The organism is Limnohabitans sp., assembly GCF_017848645.1.
In the GTDB taxonomy this organism is placed as follows: Bacteria; Pseudomonadota; Gammaproteobacteria; order Burkholderiales; family Burkholderiaceae_C; genus Limnohabitans_A.
In genome coordinates this window covers 76,391-88,992 of sequence record NZ_JAFEIF010000011.1, presented here as the reverse complement: position 1 = coordinate 88,992, position 12,602 = coordinate 76,391, and the positions used below count along the sequence as shown (strand labels likewise).

12 protein-coding genes are annotated in these 12,602 nt (G+C 63.1%); all 12 read right to left on the bottom strand.

From position 1 onward, the window contains the following. Positions 1 to 3: 3 nt before the first annotated feature. On the bottom strand, positions 4 to 606 hold the full coding sequence (locus tag QZ190_RS03585) for a cysteine hydrolase (protein ID WP_291913572.1): 603 nt from the start codon (positions 604 to 606) through the stop codon (positions 4 to 6). Continuing rightward, complete coding sequence (locus QZ190_RS03580) at positions 603 to 2,675, bottom strand: hydantoinase/oxoprolinase family protein (RefSeq protein ID WP_291913570.1); 2,073 nt, start codon at positions 2,673 to 2,675, stop codon at positions 603 to 605. The genes QZ190_RS03585 and QZ190_RS03580 overlap by 4 nt, the downstream gene beginning before the upstream one ends. Next, positions 2,672 to 4,336, bottom strand: coding sequence for a hydantoinase B/oxoprolinase family protein (locus QZ190_RS03575; protein WP_291913637.1), 1,665 nt, complete (start codon positions 4,334 to 4,336; stop codon positions 2,672 to 2,674). The genes QZ190_RS03580 and QZ190_RS03575 overlap by 4 nt, the downstream gene beginning before the upstream one ends. 17 nt (positions 4,337 to 4,353) lie before the next feature. After that, positions 4,354 to 4,857, bottom strand: coding sequence for a 3-isopropylmalate dehydratase (locus tag QZ190_RS03570; protein WP_090138553.1), 504 nt, complete (start codon positions 4,855 to 4,857; stop codon positions 4,354 to 4,356). Next, positions 4,854 to 6,134 (bottom strand): 3-isopropylmalate dehydratase large subunit, encoded by a 1,281-nt coding sequence (locus tag QZ190_RS03565; protein ID WP_291913568.1) that lies wholly within the window; start codon positions 6,132 to 6,134, stop codon positions 4,854 to 4,856. The genes QZ190_RS03570 and QZ190_RS03565 overlap by 4 nt, the downstream gene beginning before the upstream one ends. Then, positions 6,131 to 7,123, bottom strand: a complete 993-nt coding sequence (locus tag QZ190_RS03560; RefSeq protein ID WP_291913566.1) for a tripartite tricarboxylate transporter substrate binding protein — start codon at positions 7,121 to 7,123, stop codon at positions 6,131 to 6,133. Before QZ190_RS03560 ends, QZ190_RS03565 begins: the two co-directional genes overlap by 4 nt. Before the next feature lie 96 nt (positions 7,124 to 7,219). Beyond that, the gene (locus QZ190_RS03555) at positions 7,220 to 7,930 is read right to left on the bottom strand and encodes an ABC transporter ATP-binding protein (RefSeq protein WP_291913564.1); all 711 of its coding nucleotides are present in this window, start codon (positions 7,928 to 7,930) and stop codon (positions 7,220 to 7,222) included. Beyond that, a complete protein-coding gene (locus QZ190_RS03550; RefSeq protein WP_291913635.1) occupies positions 7,927 to 8,706 on the bottom strand; it encodes an ABC transporter ATP-binding protein in 780 nt (259 codons plus the stop codon). The genes QZ190_RS03555 and QZ190_RS03550 overlap by 4 nt, the downstream gene beginning before the upstream one ends. Beyond that, positions 8,700 to 9,677 carry a branched-chain amino acid ABC transporter permease gene (locus tag QZ190_RS03545; RefSeq protein WP_291913562.1) on the bottom strand — a complete coding sequence of 326 codons (978 nt, stop codon included), beginning with the start codon at positions 9,675 to 9,677 and terminating at the stop codon, positions 8,700 to 8,702. The genes QZ190_RS03550 and QZ190_RS03545 overlap by 7 nt, the downstream gene beginning before the upstream one ends. Continuing rightward, positions 9,674 to 10,546 carry a branched-chain amino acid ABC transporter permease gene (locus QZ190_RS03540; RefSeq protein WP_053170744.1) on the bottom strand — a complete coding sequence of 291 codons (873 nt, stop codon included), beginning with the start codon at positions 10,544 to 10,546 and terminating at the stop codon, positions 9,674 to 9,676. The genes QZ190_RS03545 and QZ190_RS03540 overlap by 4 nt, the downstream gene beginning before the upstream one ends. A gap of 24 nt (positions 10,547 to 10,570) precedes the next feature. Then, positions 10,571 to 11,773, bottom strand: coding sequence for an ABC transporter substrate-binding protein (locus QZ190_RS03535; protein ID WP_090138563.1), 1,203 nt, complete (start codon positions 11,771 to 11,773; stop codon positions 10,571 to 10,573). Between the two features lie 20 nt (positions 11,774 to 11,793). Next, on the bottom strand, positions 11,794 to 12,597 hold the full coding sequence (locus QZ190_RS03530) for a GntR family transcriptional regulator (protein WP_291913633.1): 804 nt from the start codon (positions 12,595 to 12,597) through the stop codon (positions 11,794 to 11,796). Between the last annotated feature and the right edge of the window lie 5 nt (positions 12,598 to 12,602).

The following is a 12,602-nucleotide window of genomic DNA, read 5'->3' as shown; positions in this document are numbered from 1 at the left end:
GCTTCAGCCCAGTTGCTTCAAAAAAGTGGCGCTGTCCATGACATCACCCACCGAAGCCATGTCGGCCAGCGCGGCCTGGTGCGCGGCTTCGCTGAAGGCGGCGCAACCGTCCGACAAGACGATGGCGTGGTAGTCACGCACATGCGCATCACGCACCGTGCTGGCCACACCACCGTTGGTGACGATGCCACAGACGACCAGCGTGTCTATGCCCGATTTTTTGAGCACCCAGTCGAGCTGTGTATTGAAGAAGGCCGAATACGCCACCTTGAACACCGACACGTCGACCAGCGGTGCGAGCAGGTCCACATTGGCCTGGCCTCGGCTGCCGGGTGCGAAGTCACCTTTGCGCAAAAACGGGCGGCGCTCTTTGAGGTGCGCCGAGATCATGGGCTCGCCCTGTGCATCGGGCCAGAGCGTGAACAGGCTGGCAGTGACCAAACCGCCACGGGCCTTGATGGCGCGTGCCACCGGGGCCATGCGCTCGGGCAGCTTCACCGCCTCGGCGCTCAGGGTGTTGCCCCGGGCATAAGCGCCGTCGGGGGCCAGAAAATCGTTTTGCAGGTCCACGATGACCATGCCCAATTTCGCGTTCTTCAAGTTCATGCTGTGCGCTCCACCAACAAGTTGCCCAATTTGTCCACCCGGCCCTCAAAGCCCGGCTCCAACCACACCGTGGTGTCGGGCTGCTCCAAAATCGCCGGGCCTTGCACCACGGTGCCCACGGGCAGGCTCAGGCGCGCGTAGCGCTGCGCAGTCCACCACTGGCCCTGGTGGTAGACCTGCTGCTCGCCCACCGGTGCCGTGCGGCCTTCACCTTGTGGCGCCAGCACCGCCAGGTCGAACTTGGGCCGCCGCCCGATGCGCGCATAACGCAGGTTCATCACCCGGATCACCGGGCCTTGCAGCACGCGGCCAAAGGCGTGCTGGTAAGCCGCTTCAAACGCGGCCAACAAACCCGCCGCGTTCAAAGCTTCTCGTTTCAGGGGCACTTGCAGCGTGTGGGTTTGGCCCATGTAAAGCATGTCAAAGCTGATGACTTCGTCCACCCGCACAAAATTCACACCGGCGGAATCGAGGCGCACCTGGCAAGCCTCGGCCAGGCCATCCACGCGTTCCAGCAACGCAGGCCAAGCCACATCGGCCAGGGCCACGTTCAGGGTCTGCACCGCGTCGTGGCGCATGTCGGCCATCACGCAGCCCAGCGCCGATGTGACGCCCGGGTAACGCGGCACGATGCCGGTGGTCACGCCCACCTCGCGCATCATGGCGCAGACATGCAGGCCGCCGCCGCCGCCAAAGGGCATGTAGGCGAACTGGCGCGGATCGTGCCCACGCTCGATCGACACCACGCGGATCGCGCCCGCCATGCGGGCATTGGCCACCGTCAAGATCGCTTCGGCTGCAGCCAGCGCGGTCAAACCCAAAGGCTCGGCCACATGCTGGGCAATCGCTGTTTCGGACAAGCCCGAATCGAGCTTTTGCAACAACCCGCCACCCAAAGGCCGGTCTGCTGCGATGCGGCCCAAGAGCACATTGGCGTCGGTCACGGTGGGGCGGGTGTTGCCGCGCCCGTAACAAGCGGGGCCGGGAATGCTGCCGGCCGACTCGGGGCCCACTTGCAGCATGCCGCCCGCATCGACCGAAGCGATCGAGCCGCCACCGGCACCAATGGTCTCGATCTGGATCATGGGCGAGCGCACCACCAAGCCAAACTCGATCGAGGTTTGCGCGGCCAATGCCGCTTCGCCACCGGCCACCAAGGACACGTCAAACGAGGTGCCGCCGATGTCGCCGGTGATCACGTTTTCAAAGCCCGAAGCGCGTGCGATTTCGGCGCAGGCCATCACACCCGCTGCCGGGCCTGACAGCGCGGTGCGCACCGGCACATCACAAGCGGTCTGGCGCGACATCACGCCGCCATTGCTTTGCACAATCAGCAACTCACCACCAAAGCCCTGGGCACGCAAGTCGCCATCGAGGCGTTGCAAATAGCTGCCCACCACAGGTTGCAAGGCGGCGTTGAGCGTGGCCGTGGAGCAGCGCTCAAACTCACGGATCTCCGGCAGCACTTCGCTGGCCGCTGTCACATAGCTGTTGGGCCAGATCTCGCGCACGGCGGCCACCGCGGCTTGTTCGTTACCGGGGTTGGCATAGGCGTGCACAAAAAACACACACACCGCCTCACAGCCTTCGGCCAGCAAGGCGCGGGCTTGTTCGCGCACCTGGTCCAGATTCACGGGCGTGTGCAACTGGCCATCGGCCAGCACACGCTCGTCCACTTCCAGTCGCCAAGCACGCGGCACCACCGGGGTGTAGCTGCCGCGCAGGCCCCAGGTTTGCGGGCGGTCACGGCGGCGCATCTCCAGCACATCGCGGAAACCCCGTGTGGTGATGATGCCGGTGCGGGCGATCTTGCGCTCCAGCAAAGCGTTGGTGCCCACCGTCGTGCCGTGCACGATGGTGGCAATCTCTTTGGCACCATCGGCCCCGGTGTTGCCGGTGACCTTGGCGATGCCGTTCATGAAGCCCCGGGCTTCTTCGCCCCGGGTTGAGGGCACTTTGACAATGCGGGCCTGGCCGGTTTTTTCGTCCAGCACAAACAGGTCGGTGAAGGTCCCGCCCACGTCCACACCCACCACCCAATGCGGCTGATTCACTGCTGCCTCGCTCATGCTTGTTCCTTGGTGTAACCCAGTGCGCTGTCCTTCGCGCGGTCTTGTTCTGACCGGTCTGCCGGGTTACCCCAGCCGCCGCCGCCCGGGGTTTGCAGGCGAACCCGGTCGCCTTTTTTCAGATGGATGCCCAACATCTTGGACACCATGGGCGGCGTCTTCCACTCGCCGTTTTGGCAGTGCTCGAACACGTTGGGCAGCGCAGGCTGGCCGCCATGAATGCCCTTGGGGGCCGACTTGCCGCGCTCGCCAAAGATGAAAGCCTCGGCGCTGTCTTCGAGCAATTCAATTTCGTAAATAGCACCCACCCCCCCCCGGTGCTGGCCATCACCGCCCGAGCCGGGGCGCAAAGCCCACTGGGTGAAGCGCACCGGGTAGGCCGCTTCCAGAATTTCCATGGGCGGGATCGTGGCGGTCGAGATCGGTGCGTTGCCGTGTGACAGACCGTCGCCATCGGAATGGCCACCGTGCCCGCCGCCAAAGAAGCTGAACATCACCCAGCGCTGGCCTTTGCGTTTGTCGTCGGTGCGGTGCCCTGCGATCGACAAGGCGTTGATGGTGCCATAGGCATGGGCCACGGCCCGCTGCGGATCGGCCAAGGCCGTGGCGCTGAAGATCACATCGATCATGCGCAGAATGGTTTCGGTATAGCCGCCCACCGGACGCGGGCGCGAAGCGCTGATCACCAGCCCGTCGGGGATCACAAAATCCACCGCATCGAGCACACCTGCATTGGCGGGCACATCGGGGAACACATGCTTCAAAGCCACATAACAAGCAGCGACTGCCGTGGCGCGGGAGATGTTCACCGGCCCGGCGCACTGCGCCGAGGTGCGCGAGAAGTCCAGCGTCAGCCGGTCCCCAGCCACGGTCATGTCGAGCGCGATGGTCAGCAACTCGTCTTTCACGCCGTCGTTGTCCAGCACGTCTTCAAAGCTGTAACGGCCATCGGGCAGGCTGCCAATGTGTGAGCGCATCAGGCGCACAGCGCGGGTGCGCAGCTCCACCAGCGCCTGCGCCACTTTGGCGTCGCCGTATTCGTCGAGCAAGCCGTCCAGGCGGCGGGCACCCAATTCGAGCGCTGCCAGCTGGCCGTTCAGGTCGCCCCACAGGCTATCGGGCAGGCGGGTGTTGGCGCGCAGGATGGCCAGCACATCGTCGTCGAGCACACCAGCGCGCAAGATGCGCACGGGCGGAATCTGCACCGCTTCTTGCCAGCACTCGGTGGCTGCCGGGTTGTAGTTGCCCGGCACCGCACCGCCCACGTCGTGCCAATGCGCAGCCGATGCCAAAAAACAATACAGCTGCCCATTGCGAAAGCAGGGCTTGACCAGCTTGAAGTCGTTGGCGTGCGTGCCGCCCTCATAGGGGTCGTTGAACAGCCACACATCGCCCGGCTGCATGCCGCCGCGCTCGGCCGCCACACGCATGGCCGCCCGCACGGCAAAAGCCATGGCGCCCACAAACACAGGTAAGCCCGACTTGCCCTGAATCAGGGTGTCGCCGGTGAGGGCGTCGTACAAGCCGTGGCAGGCATCGTGCGCCTCGGCAATGATGGGGTTGAAAGCGCTGCGGTACAGCGTCGCGTCCATCTCGTCGGCGATTTGCTCCAAACGGCCGCGCAGCACGGCCAAGGTGACCGGGTCCATCACAGCTTCCATCACAGGTTCAGTCGGTTTCATGCAGGCTTTCGTTGTTTGAGCAGAGGCAGCAAGCCCCCTGCATCGACCATGTCCATCAAAAATTCAGGAATCGGGGCGCAGGCCAGGCGCTGGCCGTTCGCGCGAATCACCAGCGGGGTGTCGCCTTCAAACGTCACGCCCACACGCTCGCCCTCTTCGATTTGGTCGGCTTCTGGGCAGGTCAAGAGCAGCAGGCCCAGGTTGAAGGCGTTGCGGAAATACAGACCGCTGTAAGACGGTGCAATGACCGCCGCCAGGCCCAGGTGCCGCAGCACACCGGCCGCCTGTTCGCGCGATGACCCGATGCCAAAGTTGACCCCGGCCACGATCACATCGCCCTCGTGCACACCGGATGCGAAGTCCGTGCGCACCGCTTCCAGGCAATGCCAGCCGATCACTTCCAGGCCGTGCTTCATGTAAGCGCCCGGCGCCAGGGCATCGGTGTCCACATCGGCACCGAGCCGCCACACCCGTGCGTTGTCAAACGAACGCTTCGTCATGCCAGCACCTCGCGTGCATCGCTGATGCGCCCACGCAAAGCCGAGGCCGCCACGGTGTAGGGTGAGGCCAAATACACGTTCACGCTGGCGGGGCCCATGCGGCCTTTGAAATTGCGGGCAGTGGTCGAAATCACGGTGGAGCCTTCGGGGAAAGTCGCGCCGTAGCCCGCACACGCGCCGCAGCTGTTGGGCAGCACCGTGGCCCCGGCGTCCAGCAAGGTTTGCATCACGCCTTCTTGTGTGGCCTGCGCTTGTTCTCGCGCGCTGGCCGGTGCCACCATGAGCTGCACACCTGCAGCCACGCGCTGGCCCTTGAGCACCGAAGCGGCGGCCCGCAGGTCTTCCAGTTTGGCGCCGGTGCAGGCGCCTATGTAGGCAATATTCGGCAACACATCGACAAACGCTCCCACATCCCGTGTGTTGGCCGGGCTGTGCGGCGCGGCCACCTGCGGGCTGAGGGTGTTGGCGTCAAAGTCTTGCTGCTCGTACTCAGCGTCTTCGTCGGTGAACCATTGCTCGGCCCCGGCCAGATGCTCAGGTGCCACGCCAATGCCGCGCAGGTGCTGCAAGGTGGTCTCGTCGGCCGCAATCAAACCGGCTTGCGCGCCCATCTCGGCGCTCATGTTGGACAGCGTCATGCGCTCGGCCATGGACAGCGCCTGCACCGCAGGCCCGGCAAATTCCACCGCCTGGTATTGCCCGCCGTTCATGCCAAAGCGCCCCACCATGTGCAGCATCATGTCTTTGGCTGACACACCCGTTTGCAAACGGCCCGACCAGTGCATGCGCAAGGTGCGCGGCACCTGCACCCATATCTGGCCCGTCACGCACACGCCCAGCATCTCGGTCGCGCCAATGCCGAACATGTAGCAACCAAAAGCACCGCCCGTGGGCGAATGCGAGTCGCCGCCCACGCAAAACATGCCGGGCTTCAAGTGCCCCCGCTCGGGCAGCACCACATGGCAAATGCCCTCGCTGTCGATCACATGCGGCAGCTTCCATTGTTTGGCCGTGTCGCGTGCGATCTGCACAATCTGCTGCGCGTCCGCGTCTTGTGCGGGCACGTAGTGGTCCAGCACCAGCACGACTTTGTTTTTGTCCCAAATCTCGGCCCCCAGCTCGTCGAGCATGGGCTTCAAGCGGCGTGGGCCGGACGAGTCGTGGAACATGGCCAGGTCGACCTTGCAGGTGACCACCTCGCCCACGGCCACATGGCTGCGGCCAGCGGCACGAGCGATCAGCTTTTGGGCCAGGGTTTGCGAAACAGCAGCGCTCATTCTGGTTTCGCTCCTGCGTACTGCACCACCTTGCGCCAGCGCACGATCTCGCTGTCGACAAAACGGGCAAATTCTTCCGGACTGTTGCCCACCGCCGTGGCCCCTTCGCTTTCGATGCGGCGCTTGACATCGGGCGACAACACCGCAGCGCGGGCCGCATCGGCCAGGCGCTTGCTCAGTTCAGGGCTCATGCGCCCCGGGCCAAACAAACCAAACCAGGCGCTCGACTCGTAACCGGCCAAGCTCTCGCCAATGGCGGGCACGTCGGGAAATGCGGGCAAGCGCTTGGCGCTGGTCACGCCCAGGGCCTTGAGCTTGCCCGCCTTGATGTGCGCCTGCACATTGCCAATGGCGGCAAACATCAAATCGACTTGACCGGCCAACACGTCCTGCACCGCAGGGGCCGTGCCCCGGTAGGGAATGTTGACGATGTACACACCCGACTGCATCTTGAAGGCGTCACCGGCCATGTGCAGGGACGATCCCAATGCGCCAATCGCAAAGTTGAGTTGTCCGGGCTTGGTCTTGGCCAGCGAGATCAATTCCTTAACGTTGTTGGCTGGCACTTTGGGGTGGGCCACCAGGATCGACGGCGAAGTCGAGACCATGGTCAGCGGCGTGAAATCTTTCACTGGATCAAACGGCAGGCTGGGGTAGAGCGAGGCGTTGATGGCGTGGCTGGTGAAGCTCATCAGCAAGGTGTTGCCATCGGGCGCGGCCTTGGCCACGGCGTCAGCCGCCAGGTTGCCGCCCGCGCCAGGTTTGTTCTCGACCACCACCGTGCGGCCCAGTTGCGTGCCCAAGACCGTGGCCAAGGTACGGGCCATGGTGTCGGTGGTGCCGCCTGCGGGGGCACCCACCAAAATTTTGATGGGCGGCTGGGTTTGGGCTTGCACCCAACCGGTGGCACCGGCACAGGCCAAGGCTGCGCTCAGCACCAAGGCGCGGCGTGAAGGGGTGGAACGTGGCGAAAAGGATGTGTGTGTCATGCGGCTGTCCTCCGTGTCAAAAATCAATCGGGTGTCTGTCCACGCTGGCTTGCGAACGCAGCCCTTTGCCGGGGCGTCAGTTCGACCCCATGGCCATCACATGCCCAAATAGGCTTGCCTGAGCGTGTCACTGGCCAACAACTCGGCAGGTGTGCCAGAAAAACGGATCTGGCCGTTTTCCATCACATAAGCGCGGTCCGCGATGTCGAGCGACTGGCCCACGTTTTGTTCCACCAACAAGATCGCCAAGCCGCTGCTGCGCAGCTGCGAGATCAGGCCAAACAACTCTTCCACCAAAAGTGGCGACAAACCCAGTGAGGGTTCGTCCAGAATCAGCAAGCGTGGCTCGGCCATCAGGCCCCGGCCAATGGCCAGCATCTGCTGCTCGCCGCCGCTCAACGTGCCCGCCAATTGCGCCACGCGCTCTTTCAGTCGCGGGAAAGTCTCGTAGACCTTGTCCAGGTTTTGCTGCTTGCGCTCACGGCCTCGCGTGAAAGCCCCCAGCTCCAGGTTTTCGTGCACGCTCAGGTTAGGAAACACCTTGCGGCCTTCGGGCACCTGGATCAAACCGTGCTGGACCACCTGACGCGAGTGCAGACCGGTGATGTCCTGACCGTCAAACCCCACTTGGCCCGCACGCGTGGCCACCAGGCCGCTGAGCGTGAGGTTGAGCGTGGTCTTGCCCGCGCCGTTGCTGCCGAGCAGCGCCACCAACTCACCGGGCATGACCTGCAGGTCCACACCCCGCAAGACCTCGACCACGCCGTAGCCGGATTTGAGGCCCTGCACATCCAACAAAGCAGTCATGCCTGTGCCTCCTGAACTGTTTGGGCTTGGGCCACGTTCTTTTGCAAACGCTCGGCCGTGCCGTGGCCCAGATAAGCCTCCACCACGGATTTGTTGTTCGTCACTTCGGCAGGCGTGCCCTGCGCGATCAGCTGCCCCTGCGCCAGCACCCACACTTCTTGCGCCAGGCTCATCACCGCTTGCATGACGTGTTCGATCATCAGCACCGTCACGCCGCTTTGGGCAATGCCTTGCACCACCGGGATCATCTCGGCAATTTCTTGCGGGTTCAGACCCGCCAGCACCTCGTCCAGCAGCAGCAAGCGCGGACGCGTGGCCAATGCGCGGGCCAGCTCCAGGCGCTTGCGCCCCGCCACCGTGAGGTCGCTGGCCAGCTTGTCCAGCTGCGGGCTCAGGCCCACTTGGCTTGCCACCGATTCGGCAAATTCCAGCGCTTGGGCGCGGCGCGGCAAATGCAGGTGCGCCCCCACCGCGATGTTTTCACGCACGGTTTGAGCGGCAAAGGGCTGCACGATCTGGAAGGTGCGCGTCAAGCCCATGCGGGCGTTCAGGTGCGGTGGCTGGCCGGTGATGTCCTGACCTGCAAACACCACACGGCCCGTGTCTGGTGTCAAAAAGCCCGACATGAGCGCGAACAAGGTCGTCTTGCCCGCGCCGTTGGGGCCAATCAAGGCGCTCAAACGGCCTTCGGTCACCGACAGGCTCACGTTTTGCACGGCCTTCAAGCCGCCAAATGACTTGCCCACGCCCTCGATCTGCAGCAGCGTGCTCATGATTTGTCTCCGTCAGACTTTTGGCCACGCAACCACTGCAGCGGCGTGATGGTGCCCAGCCCCGCAATGCCGCGCGGCAAGAACATCACAATCACGATCAGCACCACGCCATAAATGACCATGTTGATGCCCGGCAGTTGGCCAAACAAATTGCGCGTGACATCGGCCAAAATGTGCAGGCTCACCGCACCCAAGAGCGGGCCCCACAGCGTGCCCATGCCGCCCACAATCGCGCCCACCAGAGCCTCGACCGAGGTGTGCGCCCCAAAGGCAATGCCCGGGTCAATGTACTGGAACACCTGCACATAAAACGCGCCGCCTGCGCCCATCAGGCCGCCCGACAACACGGTGGCGATCAGCTTGACACTGAAGGGGTTCACGCCAATGGCGCGGGCCGCGTCTTCGTTGTCGCGCACAGCCTGCAAGTAGGCGCCAAAGCGCGAGTGGCGCAGCCAAGCGGTGATGCACAGCGCCAGCGTGACCAGGCCCAGCATCAGCCAGATGAAACCGGCACGGCTGCCAAACTGCATGTTGGCCGCCGACTCTTTGAGCGGGAGCATCAGGCCCACGCCCGCCCCCGTGAAGGGCACCGAGGTGGCCAAAATGCGGAACACCTCGGCAAAAGCCAGCGTGACCAGCGCAAAGTAAGAGCCCTTGAGGCCATAACGGAACGAGGCCGCGCCCACAAAGGCCCCCACACCCGCCGCAAACACCATGGCCAGTGGCAATGCCACCCAGGGGCTCAGGCCCCACTGCATTTGTGCGATGGCCTGCACATAAGCACCCGTGCCAAAAAACAGCGCATGGCCAAAAGAAAACTGACCACCAAAACCGCCCAGCACGTTCCAGGCTTGCGAGAGCAAGCAGGCGTACAAAGAGGTCATGACAAAGTTGAGCATCACGCCCGAATCGGTGAACAAGGGCACCGCCCCCACCAGCACCACAAACAGTGCGATGTTGCGAAAGTCTTTCATGCCTTCGCTCCAAAAAAGCCTTGCGGCCGCAGCAACAGCACCGCAATGAAAATCACAAAAATACCCACCTGGCCCAACGATTCACCCAGCAGCAAACCGCCCAGCGACTCCACCACGCCAATCAACAAGCCACCCAACAAGGCTCCAGCAAAACTGCCCATGCCGCCCAGCACCACGATGGTGAAGGCCACCAGCACAAAACCATTGCCCACTTGCGGGTTCACGTAATAAGCCGGCATCAAAAAGCAAGCCGCTGCGCCCAGACTGGCCAGGCCCAAACCAAAACACATGGCGTACACATGGTCCACATCGATGCCCATCAAACGTGCGCCTTGTTTCTCTTTGGAGACGGCGCGAATGGCGCGGCCCAAGTCGGTTTTTTGCACGATGAGCAACAAAACAGCCGACACGACCAAAGCCCCGGCAAAGGACACCAGCTTGGGCAGCGCGATGAAGGCGGGCCCGATCTCGACCGTGGTCAAGGTGTAGGCCGTTTCAATGGTGCGGGTGTCGGACTTGAAGAACAAAAGCGCCAAATTTTCGAGCACGATGGAGATGCCCAGCGTGACGAGCAGGATGTTTTCATCCTTGCCGTGGCTGGCGCGGTTGATGACCCCGCGCTGCAGTGCATAGCCCAGCACAAACATGGCGGGCACCATGATGGGCAGGGCCATGTAGGGATCGACCCCGAAGTGTTGCTTCAGCATGTACACGCCATACAGCGCCACCATCAAGGACGCACCATGCGCGAAATTGATGATGTGCAGCACGCCATAAATCAGCGTGAGGCCCAGCGCGATCAACGCGTACACGGCACCGGTGGTGATGCCGTTGAGCACCGAAGGAAACAGGATGTTGAAGTCCAGCATCGGGGTCTTTCAGGTCAGCGCAGCTCAGCCCTTGAGCGGGAAAATCGGCTCAATCTCGCGGTAGTCGCGCGGCACGATCACCTTGATGTCGCCCTTTTGCACCTGGGTCATCAAAGGCTGTGCGCCCATGTTTTGACCGTTGACAAAATTGGTCGCGCCGTAGGGCATGATGTGATTGGCGAACTTGCTGGACGCCAGCGCGTCGATGATGGCGGCGCGGTCAGGCGACTTGGCGCGCTCGATCGCATCGGCCAGCAGCATCATGGCGGTGTAGGTCATGAACACTTCGTAGCTGAAGAACTGGCCTTGAGCCTCCACGCGCTTGCGCAACTCGGCCGAACGCTTGTCCTTGGGGTTGAACCAATGGTTGCAGTCGATGATGCCGTTGGCCGCATCTGGGAATTCCTTGACGAACTTGTAGCTCGACGCCGCACCGCCCAGCACCGAGTAAATGGCCTTGGGCGTGATCTTTTGCTGCTGCAGTGTGCGCACCAGCAGGGCGTATTCGTTGTAGTAGTTGGCCGGGATCAGGATGTCGGGGTTGACCTGCTTGATGCGCAGCGCAATGTTGTTGAAGTCACGCGTGGGGTTGGCGTGCTTGATGATTTCTTTGACTTCGTAGCCGTAGCCAGGCAGCTCTTTGGCCAGCAAGTTGGCCGTGCCTGTGCCGAACAGCGACTCTTCGTGCACGATCATCACGGTGCGAGCGGGCTTGCCTGCAGCGGTGTTCAAAACGTGCAGGCTGGACACGGCCACTTCGGCGCACTTCTTGTAGCCAGGGCCAAAGCGGAAGGTGTTTTTCAGGCCGCGCTCGACGATCTGGTCGGCCACACCAACGTCCACCACATGGGGCAGGTTGTATTTGGCTGCGGCTTGCGTCGTGGCCAGGCAAATGGCGGATGCAAAGGCACCGACCACGGCGCTCACACCCGCTTCGTTCATCTTCTCGATCTCGGCCGTGCCCGCTTGGGGGCTGGACTGCGCATCGCCCAGCATGGCTTCGATCTTGGCGCCGCCCAGCGACTTGATGCCGCCAGCCTTGTTGATGTCTTCAATCGCCATCAAGGCGCCCATACGGCACTGCTGGCCCGAGTAGGCCAAGGCACCGGTCACAGGGTGCAAAACACCCACTTTGATGGGCTTGGGCTGAGCCCCGCCCACCAATGGAAACGCGAGCGCCGAGGCCGCAGCAGCGGACTGGCCCATGAAAGTGCGACGTGAGGTCATGAGAACATCCTTTAAGTAGGTCAATGAAAGTTGGCGGACAGCTCTTGGCTTACCCACACCTTGGCATCGATGCTGCCAACGCGGGATAACTGCATCTGGTATTCGTACCGGTCCGGTCGGTACAAGCCATGCAGCCATTGGACGGGACGGTCGTCCTCGTCATAAATCAAACGCCGCACCGCCAGCAAGGCCGATCCGACAGAAACATCCAGATGCTGGGCCATGCCCACATCGGCCAGTCGGGCCGAGATGGTTTGCTCAGCCCGGCCCACCTTGACGCCCGACTCTTCGAGCAGCACCAAAATGGGTTTTTGCGCCAGCTCGCGCTTGCCAAAGCCAGCCGAAATCGCATCGGGCACCCAAGTGGTGATGTGCGACAGGGGGCCTTCGGGCGTGCTGCGCACGCGCTCGGCTTTTTGCACCAGAGCCGCGCTGTGCAGCTTGAGCGCGGCGGCGACGTCCACCGGGGCACGCATGCGTTCCACAGTCAGCACCCTCACCTTGGTGCGCATGCCCATGGTGACCAGGTTTTCCAGCAAACCCGTCAGGCGGGCCTGCTGGCCACTGGCCATGGTCGAGGCCTGCATCTTCACCTCTTGTGCGCGCGCCGCGACTGGCCGTGTGCCCCGCCCGGGCTCGCGCTGAATCAGGCCCTCTTCGGCCAGCTGCGACAAAGCCCGCCTGATCGTGACACGCGCCACACCAAACTGCCCCATCAAGGCCAGCTCGCCCGGCAAACCATCGTCAAAGCGGCCCTCGCGCAATTGCTCGCGCAGCACCAGATAGATCTGGTGGTACTTGGGCAAAGGCAGATGGGCATCCATGACCG

Coding starts and splice junctions, on each gene's coding strand:
- QZ190_RS03585 (WP_291913572.1), bottom strand. CDS start 606: ATGAACTTGAAGAACGCGAAATTGGGCATGGTCATCGTGGACCTGCAA.
- QZ190_RS03580 (WP_291913570.1), bottom strand. CDS start 2,675: ATGAGCGAGGCAGCAGTGAATCAGCCGCATTGGGTGGTGGGTGTGGAC.
- QZ190_RS03575 (WP_291913637.1), bottom strand. CDS start 4,336: ATGGAAGCTGTGATGGACCCGGTCACCTTGGCCGTGCTGCGCGGCCGT.
- QZ190_RS03570 (WP_090138553.1), bottom strand. CDS start 4,857: ATGACGAAGCGTTCGTTTGACAACGCACGGGTGTGGCGGCTCGGTGCC.
- QZ190_RS03565 (WP_291913568.1), bottom strand. CDS start 6,134: ATGAGCGCTGCTGTTTCGCAAACCCTGGCCCAAAAGCTGATCGCTCGT.
- QZ190_RS03560 (WP_291913566.1), bottom strand. CDS start 7,123: ATGACACACACATCCTTTTCGCCACGTTCCACCCCTTCACGCCGCGCC.
- QZ190_RS03555 (WP_291913564.1), bottom strand. CDS start 7,930: ATGACTGCTTTGTTGGATGTGCAGGGCCTCAAATCCGGCTACGGCGTG.
- QZ190_RS03545 (WP_291913562.1), bottom strand. CDS start 9,677: ATGAAAGACTTTCGCAACATCGCACTGTTTGTGGTGCTGGTGGGGGCG.
- QZ190_RS03540 (WP_053170744.1), bottom strand. CDS start 10,546: ATGCTGGACTTCAACATCCTGTTTCCTTCGGTGCTCAACGGCATCACC.
- QZ190_RS03535 (WP_090138563.1), bottom strand. CDS start 11,773: ATGACCTCACGTCGCACTTTCATGGGCCAGTCCGCTGCTGCGGCCTCG.
- QZ190_RS03530 (WP_291913633.1), bottom strand. CDS start 12,597: ATGGATGCCCATCTGCCTTTGCCCAAGTACCACCAGATCTATCTGGTG.